The organism is Photorhabdus khanii NC19 (assembly GCF_000517265.1).
Taxonomy (GTDB): Bacteria; Pseudomonadota; Gammaproteobacteria; order Enterobacterales; family Enterobacteriaceae; genus Photorhabdus; species Photorhabdus khanii.
Genome location: NZ_AYSJ01000014.1, coordinates 142,215 through 164,977, shown reverse-complemented (window position 1 = coordinate 164,977; position 22,763 = coordinate 142,215). Strand labels below are relative to the sequence as shown.

Below are 22,763 nucleotides of genomic sequence, written 5' to 3'. Positions count from 1 at the left end.
TTATTTTTCCTCACCAGCATGACGTAATAGCCAGCAGTTATGAATCTGACGGTTACGGGCAAAATCCTGCGACTGGGTTTTGCTGGTGATCTCTTCCGCCACCAGGCCAATTTTTTCCAGCTCAGAAAAATCCATTTTAAAACCGCGTTTATTGTTGGAGAACATTAGAGTTCCACCACGACGCAACAGGCGCTTAAGCTGTTTCATCAACATGATATGGTCGCGTTGTACATCAAATGTATCCTCCATCCGTTTAGAATTGGAGAAAGTTGGCGGATCGATAAAAATCAAATCAAATTGTTCATGGGTCTGTGCCAACCAAGCGAGGCAATCAGCCTGAATCAAACGGTGTTGGCGTCCGCTCAACCCATTAGCCTGTAAGTTCCGTTCAGCCCACTCAAGATAAGTACGGGACATATCTACTGTCGTCGTTGAACGCGCGCCTCCCAACCCAGTCTGTACCGTTGCTGATCCGGTATAGGCAAACAGATTCAGAAAATCTTTTCCTTCACTCATTTCACCCAGCATTTTCCGGGCAATGCGATGATCAAGGAACAGGCCCGTGTCCAGATAATCAGCCAGGTTGATCCAAAATTTTGCGCCATATTCATTTACCAGAAAGAATTCTTGTTTTTCTGCTATTTTCTCATACTGGCTTTTGCCCTTCTGGCGCTGACGGGTTTTAAGCACTAACTGATTTGATGAAAGCCCAAGAACCTGCATTGTTGCACTGATAACATCGAATAAACGTTGACGTGCTTTATTGGCATCAACACTTTTCGGTGGAGCATACTCCTGGATCACCACTTTATCCGCGTAACGGTCGACAGCAACGTTATATTCCGGTAAATCGGCATCATACAGACGATAGCAATCAATGCCTTGCTGTTTCGCCCATTTAGTGAATTTCTTTTCATTTTTGCGAAGACGGTTGGCATAATCTTCCGCCATATCCATCTCTAATGAGTGAGGTTTATCTGATAGCTGATAGTTTTTCTGTACGCAATCCAGTGGGCCATTTTTGGCTTTAAATTCACGTTCAGCCCGCAATTGCAGGCAGCTCAACAATTCAGGCGACGCACTGAATAGAGAGAGGCGCCAACCAGGAAAGCGGCTTTTCATCACCCGGCCAAATAAACTGTGCAATGCAACCAATGCTGGCTCACTTTCCAGGCGCTCACCATAGGGTGGATTACTTAACACTGTTCCCACCGGTCCTTCCGGTAACGGGTTTTCCAAGCGGCTTGTATCACCTTGCTGGAAAGTGATCAACTGTGCAACACCTGCTCTGCGGGCATTTGACCGCGCCATATCCAGCACTCTGCGATCAATATCAGAACCAACAAAACGGGCATTTGTCTCCTGAAGACCTTTACGGAAACGGATCTGTGCTTCCGCAGTGACTTCATGCCAAATTTCTTCATCATGTTTCAACCAAGCGGTAAAACCCCAATGATCACGATGCAACCCCGGTGCCCGATCAGTCGCCATCATTGCCGCTTCAATTAATAATGTGCCTGAACCACACATGGGATCGACCATCGGAGTACCAACCTGCCAACCTGAACGCAGAATAATCGCGGCTGCCAGATTTTCTTTCAGTGGGGCCTGACCAGCAAGATCGCGGTAACCGCGGATATGCAAACCTTCACCACTCAAATCCAGCGCAACACTGGCTTTTTCTTTACTCAGGAAAACATTAATGCGGATATCCGGCTGCTGCTTTGCCACATTTGGGCGCTGATCCAGCTTACGGATAAAGCTATCAACAATGGCGTCTTTAACTCTGAGCGCGCCATATTGGGTATTCCGTATCTCTTCATTTATGCCACTGAAATGCACAGAGAAAGTGCTGTCTACAGAGAAAACCTGGCTCCAATCAATAGACTGAACTCCAAGATAAAGATCTAAGTCGCTGTAAACATTAAATTCGTTTAGCGGTAATAAAATACGTGACGCTAGCCTGCTCCACATCAGACTTTTATACATCACTCTGTCATCACCTTGAAAATGAACTCCGCCCTGCACAATTTTGCACGATTGCGCACCCAGCATTTCCAATTCGTTCTTTAAAAGTTCTTCTAATCCGCGCGCCGTGCTGGCAAACAGAGAATTCATATTGCATATCACCAAAAAAGAAAATTGTTACGCATTATAGCTAATCCGGGTGACATGTCATAAAGTTGAGCGTGTAAAAAATGTTTCATGGAGATTAATGGATGATAACTCTGTCTCGCCTGTATACTCACCCGGTAAAGTCTATGCGTGGTTTGCAACTTTCCCATGCATTAGTCAGTGAAAGCGGCCTTATATTTGACCGCAATTTTATGATCACTACGACAGACGGGACTTTTATTACCGCACGTAAGTATCCTCAAATGCTGTTGTTCACCCCTGCTATGTTAAATAACGGCATTTATCTGCGTGCACCTAACGGAGAGAACGCCTCTGTACTTTACAGTGATTTCCTGCCTGAACAGCAACCCACTGAAGTATGGGGTAATCATTTCACCGCTCTAATTGCGCCAGAAGCAGTTAATCAGTGGCTAAGCGGTTTTTTTGACATTCCGGTACAACTGCGTTGGTTAAGCCATGAATTAACCCGAAGGGTAAAAAAACATCCTGATATTCCATTATCATTTGCGGATGGTTATCCATTTTTACTTATTAATGAAGCTTCATTTCATTTATTACAACAACGTTGCCCAGCCAGTATTAGATTAGAACAATTTCGCCCAAATATCATTATTACGGGCGCAGAAGCATTTGCCGAAGACAGTTGGCAATCAATCCAAATTGGGGATGTTATCTTTGATTTACCCAAACCATGCAGCCGCTGTATTCTAACAACCGTCAGCATTGACAAAGGAATTAAAAATCCAAACGGAGAACCATTAGCGACATTACAATCATTCCGTACAGCAGAAAATGGTGATGTCGATTTTGGTCAGAATTTAATTGCCCGTTCCAGCGGTATTATTCGGATTGGGGATAGTGTCACAATATTAGCTAAAAAAGATCCCCGTAAATATGGCAGCGGAGAAAAATCTGAAGACATTGATGCGCCAAAGACAAATGAACAATCTGTCACTATTGAATATAACGGACAAACTTTTACAGGTAATAATCAACAAATCATTTTAGAGCAATTGGAACAACAAGGAATAAGAGTGCCCTATTCATGTCGAGCGGGCCTGTGTGGATGCTGTAAAATTTCTTTAGTAAAAGGAGATGTTTCCCCACTAAAAGCCACAGCAATTAAAAATGATGGCTATATCCTGGCTTGCTGTTGTATTCCAAAGAATGATCTCATTCTTGAAAGCAGCGGCGGAAAATAGATCTTAATCCCAAATCAAACCGCCGTGTCATAAGCCGGCACGCGGTTTGGCTCTATAAAACATCCTGAACTACATGCATAACTCCCTGAAAAAATCGAGAATGATGATTATTACTTTAATGAATTAATTATTACCATAATGAATTTATAACTACTGTCATAAAATGATTACACTCTAACAGGAGCTAACGCAACTCAATCAAAACAGTATGAAGGAGCAAGTCATGGCACGTATTGTCATTGCAGCAGTCGCAACACCCGGACATGTCTATCCGATGTTAAAGGTCGCTCAATCACTGATAGCACAAGGACATCAAGTAACCGTATTCACCGGTGCATTATTTCGCCAACAAACAGAAGCTTTAAGCGCACAATTCGTCCCTTTTGATGAGCAGGTAGACTTTGATTACCGTCATTTAGAACAACATTTCCCCGACCGTGCACAGCTTCCGCCGGGAAATGTACAAATGGCGCTGGCATTTAAGAATTTCTTCTCCGCTCCAATCCCACTTCTCGACCGTCAATTACGCCAGATTATCCGTGAACAACAGGCGGATCTGCTTATAGCCGAGAACTGCTTTTATGGCATATTGCCACTGCTGCAAGAAGAAAAAGCCCATCGTATTCCAGTCATCACCATTGGCATAACGCCTTTGGCTTACTCTTCGAAAGATTCAATTTTCTGGGGACCACGTATCCCACCCGCAGTATTACCTCCAGAATTGACACATGAACAATTAGTGGATGAAGAAAACCGACAACTGATAACCGAAGTGCAGGATAGCTTCAATGCCGCATTAGTTCAGTCCGGCTGCCCCGCGTTAACCCGATCTTTCAACGATGAAATCATTTTCGGCTCTGATCGCTTTTTGCAACTTTCAACCCCGGCTTTTGAATACGCGCGCGAAGGATTACCTGATACAGTCCACTTTATTGGTCCTCTCCCCAACCCTGCACAGACAATAGAATCACCTCAATTATGGGAAGAAGATGATCCACGTCCATTGGTTATAGTCACTCAGGGCACCATTTCCAATACAGATCTAAATCAGTTGATTTTCCCCACCTTGCATGCGCTGGCTAAATTACCTGTACGTGTATTGGCAACCACCGGGGGCAGATCGGTAGAAACATTGCGTGAAAACATACCTGAAAACGCCCGCATCGAAGAATTTATCTCATTTGAGCACTGGCTGCCGAAAGCCTCACTGCTAATATCCAATGGTGGTTACGGAACAATTAACTACGCCCTCAGCCACGGTACGCCGTTGCTCATTGCCGATGCAGGAGAAGGCAAACAAGAAGCTGCTTTTCGTGTTGTATGGGCTGGATGCGGTACTAATCTGGATACAGCGCACCCCACTGAATCTCAACTTAAGCAAACAGTGGAGAATATGCTGAGTACAGACTTGTTTAAACAACGTGCGCAAATTGTCCAAAAAGATTACGCAAAACATGATGCATTAGCAGCAATATCCCGTCACGTAGACCAATTAATTCTTGAACAAAGCCGCATTAACTAAGCCTTAGATACCTTCATCTTCCCTCTCCATTTTGGTGCTAACACAGACTAAAAGGGGGAGGAGATCGGCATGTTTCATAACCTTATGAAAAAATAAACAACAGTGATTATTGTCATAACTAATTATTGTTACTAAAATCAATTTATGACAGTAGTCATAAAATGATCACACCCTGAGTCAGGAGTTAGTTAGCGTAATTAAATCAACACAGTATGAAGGAGCAAGTATGGCACGTATTGTCATTGCAGCGGTTGCAACACCCGGGCATGTCTATCCGATGTTAAAGGTAGCTCAATCACTGATAACACAAGGACATCAGGTAGCTGTATTCACTGGCGCGTTATTTCGCCAACAGGTAGAAGATTTAAACGGAAAATTTATCCCTTTTGATGATCATATAGACTTTGATTACCGCCACTTAAAGCAACGTTTTCCTGACCGAGCGCACCTTCCTCCAGGAAATCTGCAAATGGCACTCGCGTTTAAAGATTTCTTCTGTAGTCCAATCCCATTCCTCGACCGCCAACTACAACAAATCATCCATGAACAGCAAGCAGAATTACTTATAGCCGAGAACTGCTTCTATGGCATATTGCCACTGCTGCAAAAAGAAAAAGCTCATCGCCTTCCAGTGATCATAATTGGCATAACGCCTCTGGCTTACTCTTCAAAAGATTCAATTTTCTGGGGGCCACGTATCCCACCCGCATTATTACCATCAGAATTGACACATGAACAACTCGTGGATGAGGAAACCCGACAACTAATAACCGAAGTACAGGATAGCTTCAATGACGCATTAGCTCAGTCAGGGTGCGCTACGTTAACCCGATTTTTCAACGATGAAGTCATTTTGGGTTCTGATCGCTTTTTGCAACTTTCAACCCTGGCATTTGAATACCCACGAGAAGGATTGCCTGATACAGTCCATTTTATTGGCCCACTCCCCAACCCCGCACCGACAACAGTACCACCTCGATTATGGGAAGAAGATGATCCACGGCCATTGGTTATAGTCACTCAAGGTACCATGTCTAATACCGATCTAAACCAGTTAATTTTCCCCACATTGCGTGCACTGGCTACATTACCAGTACGTGTATTGGCAACCACCGGTGGTAGATCGGTAGAAATACGGCAAGAGAACATACCTGAAAACGCACGTATCGAAGAATTTATCTCATTTGAGCACTGGCTAGCAAAAGCTTCATTGCTAATATCTAACGGAGGTTACGGAACCATTAATTACGCCCTCAACCACGGTACACCGGTGCTCATTGCCGATACAGGAGAAGGCAAGCAGGAAACAGCGTTTCGCGTCGTATGGGCTGGATGTGGTATTAATCTGGATACAGCACAACCGACTGAATCTCAGCTTAAACAAACAGTGGAAAACATTCTTAGCACAAACTTATTTAAACAACGTGCACAAATCGTCCAAAAAGATTATGCAAGCCACGATGCACTGGCAGAGATTTCTAAGCACGTAGAACAATTAATTCTTGAGCAATAAAGCCATTAATGCTTTGTCTCTCCTTTCCAATCCTCCAACTCTGACCGCATCACACGCCTACCACTCCGGCAGGCGTGTTTACTTTTTTATGGAGTGTTCAATATGTCAAATAAAAAAGTACAGGCTCCTTGTTTGAAGCGATTTATCAAACTGGAGTTGATGGAATCTGATCTGCTGGAAACAGCGGAACAACTTGATATCCGTTAATTTGTCGCGGAACTGACAGATAAAGGACGAGTAGTTGCAGAGTTTCCTTGCGCGACAATATTTCCCAAGCCGGCCATATCCCCTACTCCACTCTATTATCATTGTACTGAAACAAGGGAAAATATTGAAATGGGCGATCTGTAACTATTACATATCATGGGTAGGTTTCTACGGTAATATATTCTGGTTTGTAATTGAATTACAAAAAGTGGTTTTACTTCCGGGAATCACAGAGCAAATAGATCTTAAACCCAAATCAAACCGCAGTGCCATAAATTGGCATACGAACAGGTTCCACAAATGGCATCAATCGATCATTCATAATTTTGATTGGATCGCAAAAGCTCATTACGCGATCAGATAACGTTAATTTAGGTTGAGCCAGCAAACAAAGACTCGCACTATCTCCAGCTTCCGCCACCAGAAATATAGCCTCTGTTCCGCAATCCTGAAGCTGTACCTGAATTAATTCTCCTTGCACAGGTTTTTCTATCATGGCAAACCGGGAAAAATACCAGCTTCTTGGCATTTGCGGCTTTATAAAGCGAAAAGCAACTAACGCATTAAGAATTAATTCAGCCCTGAATTCATCTGAAATATTAATCCGACGTGTCTGTTCTTCAAAACAATAATAAAGCGCCGCATCTTCTACAGAAAATGAAGTCTCTCCCATTGCATAAGGCGTCAGCATCTTTGCAGGAAAACAGGAACGGAAAACCATACCCTTAGACAGATCGAGCATTACGCGGTCATGGTCAGTATCAAAATACCAGCGCCATTGGTCATCAGGTTTAAGTTTCATGGGTTATCCTTATTATGCAAAAAAACTGACATCGCTAAATAGATGCACTAAACAGATTGTAAATAACTTGTCCGCTATTCAGTGAAATAAGCCCTGCCATATATTAGATATATGAGGGACTGACAAAAATTTAGACGATCAGAGCGAATATAGACGAGTTGGGGGCAAAAATAAACCCCCAATGATAAATTAACAGGAAAATTTAGATGTGATTGACGATATCTTTGACTAATTTTGGACCATGATAGATAAATCCGGAGAAAATCTGTATTAAAGAAGCCCCTGCGGCTATTTTTTCTCTGGCAGCAGTCAGTGAATCTATTCCCCCAACACCGATAATAGGAATTTCACCTCTTAATTCTTGAGAGAGCCGGCGAATAACGTCTGTACTACGTAACTGAACCGGTCGGCCACTTAACCCACCCGCTTGTTGGCAATAGTTAAGCCCCTCAACTAATTTCCTGTCTAATGTTGTATTCGTTGCAATAACACCATCGATATTATGACGAATTAAACTATCTGCAATTTGGATCAACTCTTCTTCAGAAAGATCTGGTGCGATTTTTACCGCAACAGGAACATATTTTTGATATTTTTGCTGAAGTTCACCCTGCTTATCTTTAATCGCAGATAATAAATCATCCAGCGCTTCGCCATATTGCAGTGTTCTTAAACCTGGCGTGTTTGGTGAAGAAATATTAATCGCAATATAGCCGGCATGAGGATAAATTTTATCCATGCAGATTAAATAATCATCTTTCCCATGCTCTACAAGCGTATCTTTATTTTTACCAATATTGATCCCAATAACTCCGCCATATTTTGCCTTTTTGACATTTTCCACCAGGTTATCAACACCAAGATTATTGAAGCCCATACGGTTAATTAGCCCTTCAGCTTCAACAATACGGAATAATCTGGGTTTATCATTTCCTGCCTGAGCTCGTGGGGTTACAGTACCAATTTCAATAAAACCAAATCCCATTGCACCAAATGCATCAATACAATCGCCATCTTTATCAAGACCTGCGGCCAAACCAAGGGGATTTTTAAATGACAGCCCCATACAAGTAACGGGTTTTGTAGCAACTGACTGACGGATAAGAAATTCGAAAGGACTACCGGTAATACGCTTGAGCTGGCGGAAGGTTAACTCGTGCGCCCGTTCCGGATCAAGCTGGAACAACGCCTTCCTGATGAGAGAGTAATACATGCGATCTCCTGAGATCAAGATAACAGGGAGTGACTGCCGTAAATTAAGCGCCGGGCATCTTAATAAGATCTGATCCGAAAGTAAACGATTGCAAGAATAAATTTATTATCTAAGAAAATAGGTCAAAAAAATATCGGGCTAAATAACCATTAGCCCGATAAACAGCTATCAGCTTTCTAACGCCTTAGTGATTTTCTCAAACAGATCACCAGACAGGTTTTCCAATCCTTTCAATTGCTCCAGCGCGTTACACATCATGCTTTGGCGTTTTTCGTCATAACGCTTCAGGCGAATCAACGGTTCAATCAAACGGGAAGCAACCTGTGGGTTACGGCGGTTAAGATCGGTCAAAATTTCCAACAGGAACTGATAACCACTGCCATCTTCAGCATGGAATGCAACCGGGTTGTTAACAAATGCCCCAACCAGAGCACGCACTCTGTTTGGGTTACTCATGCTAAATGAACGATGACTCAATAGATTACGCACATTAGCGAGAACATCTGCCGCCGGGCTACTTGCCTGTAAGCTAAACCATTTATCCATAACCAAGCCATCCTGATGCCACCGCTCATCAAATTCTGTCATCAGTTGATCACAGCAAGGCAGCTCCGCTATCACCGCGCCAGATAACGCCGCCAATGCATCAGTCATATTGTCAGACTGATGATATTGATTCGATATCAGTTTATCGGCCTGCTCTTGAGAGCCAAAGGCCAGATAATACAAACAGATATTACGCAGAGAACGTTTGGCGATATCCTGATGATCGACGCGGTATGCACCTATATTGATAGAGTGATAAACCACAGCAAACTCATCCGCCATTTCCTGTGCCAAAGTACGGGTGATTGTATGCAAAACTTCATGAATCGCCTTTGGATCGATAATCGTAAATAATTCCGCCATCTCACCTTCTGACGGCAAAGCCAGAATATGAGCAGCCAGAGCCGGATCAATGTCACTATCCAACAACACCGCACGGAAAGCATCGACCACATGCATTGGCAGTTCGATTGGCTGCTTCTGCTGGTAACGGATAACATTCAGTTTGATATGGTTTGCCATCAGCGACTGAGCCGCATCCCAGCGGGAAAACGCATTACGGGCATGCTTGATCAAAAATGCCAATTGCTGATCGCTGAATGGGTAATCCAGTTTCACAGGCGCCGAGAATTCCCGTAGTAAAGAAGGAACCGGCAATGACGGCACATCATCAAATATAAACGTCTGCTCTGCATTGGTTACATTCAGCACATGGTGAACCGGCTGACCATCATAACGCAATGGGATCACATGGCCTTTGCTGTCATAGAGCTCAATATCCAGTGGAATATGCAGAGGTTGTTTCTCTTTTTGATCGGCGGTAGAAGGTGTCATCTGGCTGACATGCAACTTATACTGCCGCTTTTCCGCATTATATTCATCACGAACGGCCAGCACCGGTGTACCAGACTGGCTATACCAACGACGGAAAAGAGACAGATCGACATTTGATGCATCTTCCATTGCCTGAACAAAATCATCACATGTTGCAGCACTGCCATCATGACGATGAACATAAAGCTGCATCCCTGCCTGGAATTGCTCTTCGCCCAGCAGGGTGTGAATCATGCGGATAACTTCCGCGCCCTTCTCATACACAGTTACTGTATAGAAGTTATTCATCTCAATCACTTTATCAGGACGAATTGAATGCGCCATTGGGCTGGCATCTTCAGCAAACTGTGCCGCACGCATAACACGCACGTTATTGATACGATTAACAGAACGAGAACCAAGATCAGAGCTAAACTCCTGATCGCGGAATACCGTCAATCCCTCTTTCAGACTAAGCTGAAACCAATCGCGGCAAGTGATACGGTTACCGGTCCAATTATGGAAATATTCATGGCCGATCACGGCTTCTATACCAAGGTAATCTTTATCCGTCGCCGTTTCAGATTTTGCCAGCACATATTTGGAGTTAAAGACGTTCAGACCTTTATTCTCCATTGCGCCCATATTGAAGAAATCCACCGCGACAATCATATAGATATCAAGGTCATACTCAAGGCCAAAACGGGTTTCATCCCACTTCATCGCATTTTTCAGGGAAGCCATTGCCCAATCAGCCCGGTCGAGATTGCCACGGTCGACAAACAGCTCCAGTGCAACTTTACGGCCACTACGGGTGGTAAAAGAGTCGCGCAAAACATCAAAATCACCCGCAACCAGAGCGAACAAATAACTTGGTTTTGGGAATGGATCCTGCCATTTCACCCAATGACGCCCATCATCGGTTTCACCTTGTTCAACCCGGTTACCATTTGACAGCAGATACGGATATTTGGCTTTATCGGCTGTCATGCGGGTGGTAAAACGAGCCAGTACATCAGGACGATCAAGATAGTAGGTAATGTGGCGGAAACCTTCTGCTTCACACTGGGTACAAAGTGCATCGCCAGAAACATACAAGCCTTCAAGAGCGGTATTTTTCGCTGGGTGGATATCATTAACAATTTTCAAAGTGAACTGAGCCGGCAACTGCTCAATGACCAGAGTATCACCCTGTTCACGGTAATGCTCCCACGGTTGACCATCTACATGAAGGCTTTTCAGCGTCAAGTCTTCACCATTCAGCACCAATGGCGTTATTTCATGACTCAGACGTTTTATCTGGCTAATTGCGGTGACTTCTGTGCTATCAGCATCAAGATTAAAATCAAGTTCAATATCAGAAATCGTATAGTCCGGAGCGCGATAATCCCGGCGGTATTTAGCTTGTCGCTGTTGTGTCATAAGAAACCTTTTTGTCGTTTCATACTTATGGAATTAATTCAATACCAAATCTTACGCTGCCACAGAAAGAGGTTAAAGTTCAAGAGTGAAATAACGCACCTTCTGGCATTAAACATGCATTAAGAACGAGTATGATGTTATGTAAAGAATATGTTTGCTCTTTGGTGCTTGTTATCACTTAATGATCAAATAACATGATAACATTCAACCAAAGACCTTTTTAGTTTCGATCATCTGGTGAACGATATGATGTTATGTGACTTCAATAACAAAATAATCCCGGTATACTCTTCCAACTTTATCGATTTAGCTGACACGAATAGGCTCCGTGAGGATGCATAACGCGCTATGACCCTAGACGCTACCCCGATTATTAAATCACTGCTTGATACTGACGCTTATAAACTTCATATGCAACAAGCAGTGTACCACCACTACAGCCACATGCCTGTCGTTGCAGAGTTTCGCTGCCGCGGTGATGAACTGCTGGGTGAATATGCCAAAAAATTACGCCATCAGGTTAATATGATGGCTGATCTGGCATTAACTGATGCTGAGTTTAATTATCTTTCCAGCCTGCCTTTTTTCAAGGCTGATTATCTGGATTGGTTCAAAACCTTTCGTTTTAATCCACAGCAAGTCAATATTTCTGTAACCGGTAGTGGTCAGTTAGCTATCCGTATTTCAGGATTATGGCATGAAGTGATTATGTGGGAAGTGCCATTATTGGCGCTGCTCAGTGAGTTGGTTCACCATCACCACTCGCCGGATAACGCAGCTGAAAATGCCGTCAAGCAGCTTCGCAAATTAATTAAACTGTTCTATCAAGATGCAGAAGATGAAGGAATTGATCTCTCCGGTTTCAAACTGATGGATTTCGGCACACGCCGCCGTTTCTCACACGGTGTTCAACATGCCATTGTCAGCGAACTGCAACAGAATTTTCCTTACCTGATTGGCACCAGCAACTATCAACTTGCACAACAGCTTGGGATCTCCCCTGTTGGTACACAGGCGCATGAGTGGTTTCAGGCTCACCAGCAAATCAGCCCGGAACTGGCAAGCAGTCAGCGGGAAGCATTACAAAGTTGGTTAAATGAATATCCCAACCAATTAGGTATCGCTCTGACTGACTGCATCACAATGGATGCTTTTCTGCGGGACTTTGATGCCCAGTTTGCCAACAGATACCAAGGTTTACGCCATGATTCTGGCGATCCAGTTGAATGGGGTGAAAAAGCGATCGCCCATTATCAAAAACTGGGCATCGATCCCATGACGAAAACTTTGGTGTTTTCTGACAGCCTGGATTTCCAGAAAGCGTTAGCGCTTTATCGCCATTTCCACAACAGAATAAACCTGATTTTCGGCATCGGCACACGGCTGACCTGCAACATTCCAGGCGTTAAGCCACTGAACATCGTTATCAAACTTGTCGAATGTAATGGCAAACCGGTAGCAAAACTGTCAGACAGCCCCGGCAAAACCATTTGTGAAGATAATGAGTTTGTTAACAAGCTACGCGCCGCTTTTGATATATCCGTCAAGCAAGCTTGTTGACACCATTTTTATAAAACACAACTGTGCCGCTGGTAAATAAAGCAGTGGCATATCTGAAAAAACCGGTTTCCCTCTTATTCACCATTCAAATTAGTGATTTCCTCTTGTTTCCTGGAATATGGCAAGTAACATAGAACAAGCAGCCCCTTGCATAGGGGTATTCATTTTCACTAACTTAAATTGATAACAAAAGAGAGAAATTTATGAGCGTAGCGCCTGTAGTCGACGTACTGCAAGGCCGGGTTGCGGTTGATAGTGAAATCACCGTTCGCGGCTGGATCCGTACAAGGAGAGATTCTAAAGCTGGTATCTCTTTCCTCGCCGTCTATGACGGTTCCTGCTTTAATCCATTACAGGCCGTCGTTAATAATAATTTGCCCAATTATCAGAATGAAATTCTGTCTTTAACCACCGGCTGTTCTGTCGAAGTCACAGGGACAGTTGTTGCTTCACCAGGCCAGGGACAGAGTTTTGAACTGCAAGCGACGAAAGTGGTGGTGATCGGTCTGGTTGAAGATCCTGACACCTATCCGATGGCCGCCAAACGCCACAGCATTGAATACCTGCGCGAAGTGGCTCATCTGCGGCCACGCACCAACCTGATTGGCGCGGTTGCCCGTATGCGTCATACCCTTGCGCAAGCGCTGCACCGTTTCTTCCATGAAAACGGCTACTTCTGGGTTTCAACCCCGCTTATCACTGCGGCTGATACAGAAGGTGCCGGTGAAATGTTCCGTGTCTCCACACTGGATCTGCAAAATCTGCCTTTAACCGATAAAGGTGAAGTGGATTTCAACCAGGATTTCTTCGGCCGTGAAGCTTTCCTGACCGTATCCGGCCAGTTAAATGGCGAAGCCTATGCCTGTGCATTAAGCAAAGTTTACACATTCGGCCCGACTTTCCGTGCTGAAAACTCTAATACCAGCCGCCATCTGGCAGAATTCTGGATGCTTGAGCCGGAAATTGCCTTCGCTAACCTCGACGATGCCGCCTCACTGGCTGAAAATATGCTGAAATATGTTTTCAAAGCCGCATTGGAAGAGCGCGCTGATGATCTGCAATTCTTTGCTGAACGTGTAGATAAAGATGTTATCACCCGTCTGGAGAAATTTATCCATTCTGATTTTGCTCAAATTGATTACACCGATGCCGTTGAAATCCTGCAAAATTGCGGCCAGGAATTTGAAAACCCGGTATTCTGGGGTGTTGACCTCTCATCAGAACATGAGCGTTATCTGGCAGAAAAACACTTTCAGGCGCCAGTGGTAGTGAAAAACTATCCAAAAGATATTAAAGCCTTCTATATGCGAATGAACGACGACGGTAAAACCGTTGCGGCAATGGATGTTCTCGCTCCGGGCATCGGTGAAATTATCGGCGGTTCACAACGTGAAGAGCGTCTGGATAGGCTGGATAAGCGTCTGGAAGAGATGGGGCTTAATAAAGAAGACTACTGGTGGTACCGTGATCTGCGTCGCTATGGCACTGTTCCTCACTCCGGATTCGGATTAGGCTTTGAGCGTTTGGTCGCTTATGTGACCGGTGTCGCAAATGTGCGTGATGTTATCCCATTCCCTCGCACTCCAAGAAGCGCCAATTTCTGATAATTCCATAAAGTAAATATTAAAAAATCATTATGTATATAAAGCCAGCGAAAGCTGGCTTTTTTATTTCTTTAATCAAATTTTCGATCAAAAATATTCTTGTATTTACATTTTCACACACATTACTTCAACTTTGTTACAAAAAACGTCACTTTGTATCAATTTAATGGTGGATCAAGCTCACTACCTAATGAAAGACTGTGCGCCGACACGGACAATACGGTGCTCTCATAAATAGTTTCAAAGATTTTCTTAAAGGAATTATTTCTGTAAGTAACAAAAGTCCGGATAACACCAATGATGGTAATTAATGAAGCAATGTAAGGTAACAATTAATGAAAGGTAGTATTTTTGCAGTGGTCATCCCAGCATTATTAGCCGCTGGGGCAGCAAACGCCGCTGAGATTTATAACAAAGACGATAACAAACTGGATCTGTACGGTAAAGTTGACGCACGTCATCAATTCTCTAAAGCCACCGAAAAATCAGAGAATGATCCTATCCGTAGTGAAGATGGTGATGCAAGCTATGTTCGTCTGGGTTTCAGAGGTGAAACTCAAATCAATAGCCAACTGACGGGTTATGGGCGCTGGGAGTACGAGATTCAGGCTAACAACGCTGAATCAGACGGTGCCAAAGGCAACAAAACCCGCCTAGGTTTCACGGGCCTGAAATTTGCTCAGTACGGTTCTTTGGATTACGGTCGTAACTACGGTGTTCTCTATGACATCAACGTCTGGACCGACGTACTGCCAGTATTCGGTGCTGATTCCATGTCCCAGGCTGACACCTACATGACGAATCGTGCCACGGGAGTCCTGACTTACCGTAACACTGATTTCTTCGGCCTGGTTGATGGCCTGAACTTTGCCCTGCAATACCAGGGTAAGAACGACGACAACAACAAAAATGGTCGTAATTCACTTCGCCAGCGAGGCGACATCATTAAACCCAACGGTGGCAGTAATGGTGATGGTTATGGCATCTCCGCTACTTATGATGTTGGGTACGGTATCAGCGTGGGCGGGGCCTATTCCAACGCTGACCGCCCAATCATACATGAAAGACTCGTTACCTCTGTCGCTCGCGGTGAAAGAGCTGAAGCATGGAATATTGGTGCTAAATACGATGCAAACAACGTATATCTGGCAGCGATGTACGGTGAAACCCACAATATGACGTCCTTCGGTTACCAGGATGTTGTCTCGGCAAAAACCCGAAATCTCGAATTAACTGCTCAATATCAGTTCGATTCTGGCCTGCGCCCATCTCTGGCATATGTTCAATCCAAAGGGACAACCTTTTTCACCAAACAGGACTGGGTAAAATATATCTCCATTGGTTCTTATTATAACTTCAATAAAAATTTGTCTGCCTATGTTGATTACAAAATCAATTTGGTAAAGGACAACATATTTACCCGATATTTCGACGTTAACACCAATAACGCGGTTGGTGTAGGTCTGGTATATCAGTTCTAACCTCAACTGAAATAAATACAAAAAACTTAATAAATATGTGATAGCGCTCACTTAAAGTAGGCGCTATTCTTTTTTCAAGAAGAATAATCATCAGTCATCTGTTGAAAAATAGTACATGGCATACAGACAAGAACATCAACAAGTTACCTATAAAAAATCTGATGACAAAATGAACACCGTATTTTACTCTTTTTACTAAGCTCAACAGATAATTTGTCTTCTTCACTGACGGCGATTCATTTCCACTTTCCTGACCAACTGGGCTGACCAGAGTTCAAAAATTAATCTCTCATTTACACTTTGAAACACTTTGTTGCAAATTCTTACTAAATTTTCTTTTTTATAGCATTTTGTGAGTGGATAAAAATAACAACCAATGAAACACTTGACAGAGAAACAGACGACACTAAACTCTCACAAATAGTTCCATAGATTTTTAAAGAATTATTTTTGGCAGTGGCAGGTGTCCGAATATAACACCAATGAGGGTAATAATAATGACGAAGTACAATATTCTTGCAGTGGTAATCCCAGCTCTGTTGGCTGCTGGCGCAGCAAATGCAGCTGAAATTTATAATAAAGACGGTAACAAACTGGACCTATACGGTAAAGTTGAAGTACGTCACCAATTCGCTAACAACAACAGCGGCGAAGACGGTGATGACACTTTCGCCCGTCTGGGTTTCAAAGGTGAAACTCAAGTCAATGACCAACTGACCGGTTTTGGTCGTTGGGAATACAATATCAAAGGTAACCGAGCAGAAGCCGTTGACGAAGAAACCAAAACTCGTCTGGCTTTCGCTGGCCTGAAACTTTCCGACTACGGTTCACTGAACTATGGTCGTAACTACGGTGTTGTTTATGATGTCAACTCTTGGACCGACGTGTTGCCAGTATTTGGTGGTGACTCCATGGCTCAAACTGACAACTTCATGACTGGCCGTTCTACTGGTCTGTTAACTTACCGTAATAGCGATTTCTTCGGCCTGGTTGATGGTCTGAACTTCGCCCTGCAATATCAGGGTGAGAACAGTAATAACACCTCTAATGGCCGAAAAGACCGTAAAGACAACGGTGATGGTTACGGTTTCGCTACAACCTATGATGCAGGTTATGGTATCAGTGTCGGTGGCGCATACTCTAATTCTGCTCGTACTTCTGCACAAAAAGCAGCTTTTAACGATTCAGGGGATAAACCTACAGGTTCTACTGCCTTAGGTGACCGCGCTGAAGCTTGGAACATCGGTGCTAAATACGATGCCAACAACATCTACCTGGCAGCAATGTACGGTGAAACCCGTAACATGACTCGCTTCGGTGGAAAAGTTGATGGTGTAAACTGGCAAAATATCGCCAACAAAACCCAAAACATCGAATTAACGGCTCAGTATCAGTTCGATTTCGGCCTGCGTCCATCTCTGGCATACGTACAGTCTAAAGGTAAAAGCCTGCTCGGTGACATTAAAGGGGAAGAGAAAGAATCTGGCAGCCACGATCTAGTTAAATATATCTCTGTTGGTACTTTCTACAGCTTCAACAAAAACATGACTACCTTTATTGATTACAAAATCAACCTGCTGGATGACAACGAATTCACCAAAGCATTTGGTATCAGCACTGACAACGTTGTTGGCGTAGGTATGGTTTACCAGTTCTAATTACCATTAATAAATATGCTTAACTGAATATGTTAATCATATTTAAACAAAAGCAGCGCTCAGGCGCTGCTTTTTTATTCTATCTTTTCTTGCTGTTAGCTAAACTTTTTCCCACTCCGCAAACTGCTTCACAAGATTATATTCTTTTTACTACAAATAGTTGGCAAACTGTTTCTGCGGCGTTAACCTGACTACCCTTTTAGGCTTAACCCTGAGCTTTGGAATCACAAACATGTTTGAGAAAATCACAGCAGCACCTGCCGACCCTATTCTTGGCTTAGCCGATACTTTCCGTTCTGATCCTCGTACAAATAAAATCAACCTTGGCATCGGTGTCTATAAAGATGAAACAGGAAAAACCCCCGTTCTGACCAGTGTCAAAAAAGCGGAACAATATCTGCTGGAAAACGAAGCAACAAAGAATTACCTGCCGATTAGCGGCCTAGTTGAATTCGGCATTGTGACGCAAGAATTGCTGTTTGGTAAAGATCACCCAGTGGTAACAGACAAACGCGCCCGTACAGCGCAAAGCCCAGGTGGTACAGGTGCTTTACGTATTGCTGCGGATTTTATTGCCAAACAAACTAACGCGAAACAAGTCTGGATTAGTAATCCAACCTGGCCAAATCATAAAAACGTTTTTTCTGCCGCAGGCTTGGAAGTTCGCGAATATAAATACTATGACGCTGAAAAACACGCCCTGAATTTCGAAGACATGCTGGCAAGCCTGTCTGACGCTCAGGCAGGTGATGTTGTTCTGTTCCATGGCTGTTGCCACAACCCGACAGGTATCGATCCAACCCCAGCTCAGTGGGCTAAACTGGCAGAAATGTCTGCGGAAAAAGGCTGGCTGCCCATTTTTGATTTCGCTTACCAAGGATTTGCCAAAGGCCTGAACGAAGACGCGGAAGGCCTGCGTATTTTTGCAAAAAATCATAATGAACTGATCGTTGCCAGCTCTTATTCCAAAAACTTTGGCTTGTACAATGAACGTGTGGGTGCCTGTACTATCGTTGCCGGTGACAGCAATACAGCAGAAAAAGCATTCAGCCAGGCTAAAGCCATTATCCGTGCTAACTATTCCAACCCACCTTCTCATGGTGCATCTGTTGTCGCCACTATTTTATCAAATGAAGAACTAAAAGCCGCCTGGGAACAAGAGCTGACCACCATGCGCGAACGTATTCAGCGTATGCGTCAGCTGTTTGTGAACACCTTACAAGAAAAAGGTGCAAAACAAGATTTCAGCTTCATTATCAACCAGAATGGTATGTTTTCATTCAGTGGCCTGACAAAAGAACAAGTTGAGCGCTTGCGTACAGAATTTGGTATATACGCTGTCAGTTCCGGTCGTATTAACGTCGCTGGCCTGACACTGGAAAATATGGCCCCACTGTGTGAAGCCATTGTTGCGGTACTCTGAGTTAACATTCACCTTACTTTGAAAAGCCGCTCCATTTCAGCGGCTTTTATCGTCTGGCATAAAAACGATATTCAGCATCACCAACTTGGTACTTCATCCTGTAAAAATGGATTAGTCTGCCGTTCATCGCCCAGCGTAGACATTGGCCCGTGCCCTGGAATAAATTTATAATCATCACCAAGTGGCAGAAGTTTATCTTTAATTGAATTAATTAACTGCTGGTGATTACCACGCGGAAAGTCGCTGCGCCCAACCCCCCCTTTAAACAGTACGTCCCCCATATAGATCAGTTTATCTGTATGATTAACAAATACAACATGCCCTGGTGTATGGCCCGGACAGTGCAATACAGACAAATCGACCCCGCCAACATGCAACTCGTCACCTTCATTCAGCCAGCGGTCAGGTTCAAATGATGCACATTCCTCAATGCCAAACATCCGGCTCTGAGCCTGCAAGCCTTCGATCCAAAAAGCATCTTCCTGCTGCGGCCCGTAAACCGGCACATTAAAATGTTCAGCGACTTCTGCTGTTGCACCAACATGGTCAAAATGACCATGAGTCAATAAAATCTGGGTCAATTTCAGGCCACGGCCCTCAATCTCAGCGATCAGCTTTGCCGCTTCACCGCCTGGATCAACAATTGCCGCTTCCTTACTCTCTTCATTCCAAATAAGGGTACAATTTTGCATAAAAGCAGTCACAGGAATAATTTGGTATTTCATTATTTCATTTACTCCATAGTCAAAACAAAATAGTTACTTACCAGATTACCACGTCCTGACGGGACCTGTATCAATATGAACGAAATTACTGTGTGGATAGTACCCCACACCGCCCGCTTTCATTTTCAGAGCGGCTTTACAGATATATCTAAGATCAATACCTTCAATATGGAAATCCATCGCTCGCCCGCGAATATGGTAACTCTGTTTAGCCACGCCTTTACTTTTCTTGCGCAACTGATTGTTGGTCACCAGTGAGCGGTAACCAGAAATGAGTTGTACAGGCTTATTAATGCTCATCATCATTTGCAGCAAATAGATCTGATCAAATAATTGAGGATCGATCGTTTTAACTTTATTTTGACGATAATCCCGAAACAGATGATTCAGACGAGCCAGTTCATCTTTGTTATAACGATGACCATCGAAGAATTCGGCTTTGATAGTTTCGCCCGTATGTAAGTTGTCAAAACGTAAAATTCGTGGGCGGGGAGTGGCCAGAGTCGCAAAAACGTGCCCCGGCAATAAACTCAAACCCAAAGCGGCAGCCCCCACACCAAGCCACTTGCGGCGATTATGATCGATTATATCCATGAAGAAACATCTACCCAGATTATGAAAAAATAAGTCGCTGGTCACTATGACAGCTAATAATGAAAATTAGTTGCATCTAGCTTTGTAAAGACAACAACTTTGACAAAAACTGGGAACCTTGTCTCGCACTATTATCATAGTCATAAATATCAGTGCGATACTGAGGTACACCCTGCTCATCTACCCAGGCAGTCAAATAATACAAATAAACAGGAACACGCTGTGGGATATTAACATAAACCGTATTGCCCTGTTTCAGCGTATTATCCACCTTGCTTTGTGACCAACCAGCATCTCCCAATAACATACTTGCCAATTCTGACGCTTTGTTAACCCTGACACAACCAGAACTGATCGCCCTGATATCTTTGTTAAACAGACTATGGTTCGGCGTATCGTGCAAATAGATGGCTTCAGAATTTGGCATATTGAATTTATAGCGGCCTAATGAGTTAGCCGGCCCCGGAGCCTGCCATACCCGATAAGGAAAATTCGCCGGCGTAATCACATTCCAATCAATAGTGTAAGGATCAATCACACTGGCATCAGCACGCCAGTTTGAAAAAATAACATACCCCCGACGCTGGAAATATCCGGGATCATTAACCGCCCGCGGCGCAATATCTTTTCTCGCCAGACTAGTTGGCACACTCCAGGGGGGATTAATCACGACATTATTCAGCACATTACTCATAATAGGTGTTTTACGGCTTGGACGACCAACGATCACTTTCGAGTTCAGCACTTCCTGATCATTAAGATAATAATGCAACGAATAATCAGGAATATTGACCATAATGCCGGTGGAAACATGCCCTGGGACAATCCGCAAACGCTGAATATTAAGCGCCATTAATCCAGCTCTGGTTTGAGGTGACGTATTCAGCCAATCTCTGGTGCGTTTACCAATCACTCCATCGGGCACCAACCCCTGCCATTGCTGGAAATTTTTTACCGCAGCAACCAATTCAGGGTCATAGATATTACCTGATTTAGTTGTCACATCATTCAGCATGCCGGTACGGATAAGTATTTCTCTTAAGACCGTGATATCCGGGCGACTCTGCCCTGGCTTTAATGCACTTTTGTCAGAAACCTGTGGCCACGGTTTACTATCAGCCAATAGTTTCATCATCTCCTTATGCATATTTTCATATTGAGGATGTTGCGGCATCCATGCCGCAACATAAGCGGCCACATTGTGATCTGTAATCGCTTGCTGCCACCGGTCTATGATCGCAGATGAAGGTAAAACAATTTTATATGGTGTCGTGCGATAGAGCCAGTTTTCGCCCTGATAACTGACATCGGAGACAAATTGCAAATAACCTAACATAGCATCAGATAAAATGAGATCACGCCCCATATCGCTCAATTGAGGATCATTGAGTTCAATCAGCCATTGGCCGAATTGTGGCTGAAATCCAGCTAATGCCAGTTCTAAAAGTTGTTGTTCAAAACGCTGAACAGCGGTTTTGTCCTGCCATAAAGGTTGCATCTGGTTAGATGAATACAGATTGACCAATCGATCAAAGAAAATGGGCTTAATTTGCTTCGGTAACCAGCTTTGAAGCACTCTGCGATTCTCTTCTTGTGCAACCACATAAGTTTGAATCTGTACTTGCTCAGGTATTGCTGTCTCAGATACCTTTTCAGTCTGCATATCACTTTCCATCGGCCTACTCTGCTGATTGGCTAAAGCATAGCCAGCTACCATTAATGTACTGCAAATAACCGAAATGCACAGCGGCTTTATCACTTTTTTTACCATATCAACATGCCCACCTTCAGAACATTCTCATAAATTACTTCTAACTATGGCAGATCCAGCATCCAAGCGAAGGAAAACAATAAGTTAATTACTTTATAAGTTATTTGTCCACACAGGAAATATAATCAGCAACCGCAAGAAAACCAAATAAAAAAGTGCCAAAAAACGCCGAAACATCTTTTTCAAGAGATTTAAACCTTGTTCCTGGCTCAACCAACATGATTAATGCCGGTATTAAAACTGAGAGTTAAATACCAACAGCCATAGGTGGCTGACCTGAAAGGCTTTTCTCGATTTTCTCGATAGAAACCCAATTCACTGCCTGTTGTTGAGCTAATTCAACAACAGGCAGATCCCAACCAGCTACAGTCACCACGATTCTGCCAAAATCAAATCCTACTACTTACGGAGAAAAAATAAATGAACGTTAGAATAATTTATGCAGAAATTGATAACGCATGTCTGGCAAGGCGAGATCTCATACTTTTAATATGGATATTTCACTTAAAAACAAATCAATTAAAGCTCAAAAACACACATCAGAGCTATCAAAGCTTATTAATAAAGGTGC

At 43.5% G+C, this 22,763-nt stretch carries 15 protein-coding genes and 1 pseudogene; 8 read left to right on the top strand and 8 right to left on the bottom strand.

The window, feature by feature from the left end:
- Nucleotides 1-2,118, bottom strand: coding sequence for a bifunctional 23S rRNA (guanine(2069)-N(7))-methyltransferase RlmK/23S rRNA (guanine(2445)-N(2))-methyltransferase RlmL (gene rlmKL / locus PTE_RS16300; protein WP_036848846.1), 2,118 nt, complete (start codon nt 2,116-2,118; stop codon nt 1-3).
- 101 nt (nt 2,119-2,219) lie between these two features.
- Between rlmKL and PTE_RS16295 the strand changes: the two genes are divergently transcribed.
- The 3 genes from PTE_RS16295 to PTE_RS16285 all read left to right on the top strand — a co-directional run bounded on the left by PTE_RS16295 (nt 2,220) and on the right by PTE_RS16285 (nt 6,373).
- Entirely contained in the window at nt 2,220-3,338 is a 1,119-nt protein-coding gene (locus PTE_RS16295) for a YcbX family protein (RefSeq protein WP_036848843.1), read from the top strand.
- Between the two features lie 223 nt (nt 3,339-3,561).
- Nucleotides 3,562-4,860 carry a glycosyltransferase gene (locus PTE_RS16290; RefSeq protein WP_081738255.1) on the top strand — a complete coding sequence of 433 codons (1,299 nt, stop codon included), beginning with the start codon at nt 3,562-3,564 and terminating at the stop codon, nt 4,858-4,860.
- Between the two features lie 226 nt (nt 4,861-5,086).
- Complete coding sequence (locus tag PTE_RS16285) at nt 5,087-6,373, top strand: glycosyltransferase (RefSeq protein ID WP_081738254.1); 1,287 nt, start codon at nt 5,087-5,089, stop codon at nt 6,371-6,373.
- Nucleotides 6,374-6,836: 463 nt separating this feature from the next.
- Here PTE_RS16285 and PTE_RS16280 read toward each other — a convergent pair whose 3' ends face one another.
- The 3 genes from PTE_RS16280 to pepN form a co-directional block, all read right to left on the bottom strand.
- Nucleotides 6,837-7,382 carry a cell division protein ZapC gene (locus tag PTE_RS16280; RefSeq protein WP_036848840.1) on the bottom strand — a complete coding sequence of 182 codons (546 nt, stop codon included), beginning with the start codon at nt 7,380-7,382 and terminating at the stop codon, nt 6,837-6,839.
- Nucleotides 7,383-7,584: 202 nt separating this feature from the next.
- Complete coding sequence (gene pyrD, locus PTE_RS16275) at nt 7,585-8,595, bottom strand: quinone-dependent dihydroorotate dehydrogenase (RefSeq protein WP_036848837.1); 1,011 nt, start codon at nt 8,593-8,595, stop codon at nt 7,585-7,587.
- A 168-nt stretch (nt 8,596-8,763) separates the two neighbouring features.
- On the bottom strand, nt 8,764-11,376 hold the full coding sequence (gene pepN / locus PTE_RS16270; protein ID WP_036848834.1) for an aminopeptidase N: 2,613 nt from the start codon (nt 11,374-11,376) through the stop codon (nt 8,764-8,766).
- A 348-nt stretch (nt 11,377-11,724) separates the two neighbouring features.
- Between pepN and pncB the strand changes: the two genes are divergently transcribed.
- From pncB to PTE_RS16245, 5 genes are all read left to right on the top strand, one after another.
- The gene (gene pncB / locus PTE_RS16265; RefSeq protein ID WP_036848831.1) at nt 11,725-12,936 is read left to right on the top strand and encodes a nicotinate phosphoribosyltransferase; all 1,212 of its coding nucleotides are present in this window, start codon (nt 11,725-11,727) and stop codon (nt 12,934-12,936) included.
- Nucleotides 12,937-13,139: 203 nt separating this feature from the next.
- Entirely contained in the window at nt 13,140-14,540 is a 1,401-nt protein-coding gene (gene asnS, locus PTE_RS16260) for an asparagine--tRNA ligase (protein ID WP_036848827.1), read from the top strand.
- Between the two features lie 335 nt (nt 14,541-14,875).
- Nucleotides 14,876-16,021 (top strand): porin, encoded by a 1,146-nt coding sequence (locus tag PTE_RS16255; protein WP_036848825.1) that lies wholly within the window; start codon nt 14,876-14,878, stop codon nt 16,019-16,021.
- Between the two features lie 497 nt (nt 16,022-16,518).
- Nucleotides 16,519-17,679, top strand: coding sequence for a porin OmpC (ompC, locus tag PTE_RS16250; RefSeq protein WP_036848822.1), 1,161 nt, complete (start codon nt 16,519-16,521; stop codon nt 17,677-17,679).
- A 232-nt stretch (nt 17,680-17,911) separates the two neighbouring features.
- Nucleotides 17,912-19,102: an amino acid aminotransferase gene (locus PTE_RS16245; RefSeq protein ID WP_036848819.1), complete on the top strand. Its 1,191-nt coding sequence runs from the start codon at nt 17,912-17,914 to the stop codon at nt 19,100-19,102.
- A 77-nt stretch (nt 19,103-19,179) separates the two neighbouring features.
- Here the strand turns inward: PTE_RS16245 and PTE_RS16240 are convergent, their stop codons facing one another.
- The 4 genes and pseudogenes from PTE_RS16240 to aphA all read right to left on the bottom strand — a co-directional run.
- Nucleotides 19,180-19,827, bottom strand: a complete 648-nt coding sequence (locus PTE_RS16240) for an MBL fold metallo-hydrolase (RefSeq protein ID WP_036848816.1) — start codon at nt 19,825-19,827, stop codon at nt 19,180-19,182.
- Nucleotides 19,828-19,872: 45 nt separating this feature from the next.
- The gene (mepK, locus tag PTE_RS16235; RefSeq protein WP_036848813.1) at nt 19,873-20,421 is read right to left on the bottom strand and encodes a peptidoglycan L,D-endopeptidase MepK; all 549 of its coding nucleotides are present in this window, start codon (nt 20,419-20,421) and stop codon (nt 19,873-19,875) included.
- Nucleotides 20,422-20,497: 76 nt separating this feature from the next.
- Nucleotides 20,498-22,192, bottom strand: a complete 1,695-nt coding sequence (gene ldtD / locus PTE_RS16230) for a L,D-transpeptidase (RefSeq protein WP_036848810.1) — start codon at nt 22,190-22,192, stop codon at nt 20,498-20,500.
- A 253-nt stretch (nt 22,193-22,445) separates the two neighbouring features.
- Nucleotides 22,446-22,538, bottom strand: a pseudogene (aphA, locus tag PTE_RS24650) (acid phosphatase AphA); the annotation flags it as partial.
- Nucleotides 22,539-22,763 lie beyond the last annotated feature (225 nt).

What these genes read in the sequence shown, in the direction of transcription:
- pyrD (WP_036848837.1), bottom strand. Translation starts at nt 8,595, where the DNA reads ATGTATTACTCTCTCATCAGGAAGGCGTTGTTCCAGCTTGATCCGGAA.
- ompC (WP_036848822.1), top strand. Translation starts at nt 16,519, where the DNA reads ATGACGAAGTACAATATTCTTGCAGTGGTAATCCCAGCTCTGTTGGCT.
- asnS (WP_036848827.1), top strand. Translation starts at nt 13,140, where the DNA reads ATGAGCGTAGCGCCTGTAGTCGACGTACTGCAAGGCCGGGTTGCGGTT.
- mepK (WP_036848813.1), bottom strand. Translation starts at nt 20,421, where the DNA reads ATGGATATAATCGATCATAATCGCCGCAAGTGGCTTGGTGTGGGGGCT.
- PTE_RS16240 (WP_036848816.1), bottom strand. Translation starts at nt 19,827, where the DNA reads ATGAAATACCAAATTATTCCTGTGACTGCTTTTATGCAAAATTGTACC.
- PTE_RS16255 (WP_036848825.1), top strand. Translation starts at nt 14,876, where the DNA reads ATGAAAGGTAGTATTTTTGCAGTGGTCATCCCAGCATTATTAGCCGCT.
- pepN (WP_036848834.1), bottom strand. Translation starts at nt 11,376, where the DNA reads ATGACACAACAGCGACAAGCTAAATACCGCCGGGATTATCGCGCTCCG.
- ldtD (WP_036848810.1), bottom strand. Translation starts at nt 22,192, where the DNA reads ATGGTAAAAAAAGTGATAAAGCCGCTGTGCATTTCGGTTATTTGCAGT.
- PTE_RS16285 (WP_081738254.1), top strand. Translation starts at nt 5,087, where the DNA reads ATGGCACGTATTGTCATTGCAGCGGTTGCAACACCCGGGCATGTCTAT.
- PTE_RS16280 (WP_036848840.1), bottom strand. Translation starts at nt 7,382, where the DNA reads ATGAAACTTAAACCTGATGACCAATGGCGCTGGTATTTTGATACTGAC.
- PTE_RS16245 (WP_036848819.1), top strand. Translation starts at nt 17,912, where the DNA reads ATGTTTGAGAAAATCACAGCAGCACCTGCCGACCCTATTCTTGGCTTA.
- PTE_RS16290 (WP_081738255.1), top strand. Translation starts at nt 3,562, where the DNA reads ATGGCACGTATTGTCATTGCAGCAGTCGCAACACCCGGACATGTCTAT.
- rlmKL (WP_036848846.1), bottom strand. Translation starts at nt 2,118, where the DNA reads ATGAATTCTCTGTTTGCCAGCACGGCGCGCGGATTAGAAGAACTTTTA.
- pncB (WP_036848831.1), top strand. Translation starts at nt 11,725, where the DNA reads ATGACCCTAGACGCTACCCCGATTATTAAATCACTGCTTGATACTGAC.
- PTE_RS16295 (WP_036848843.1), top strand. Translation starts at nt 2,220, where the DNA reads ATGATAACTCTGTCTCGCCTGTATACTCACCCGGTAAAGTCTATGCGT.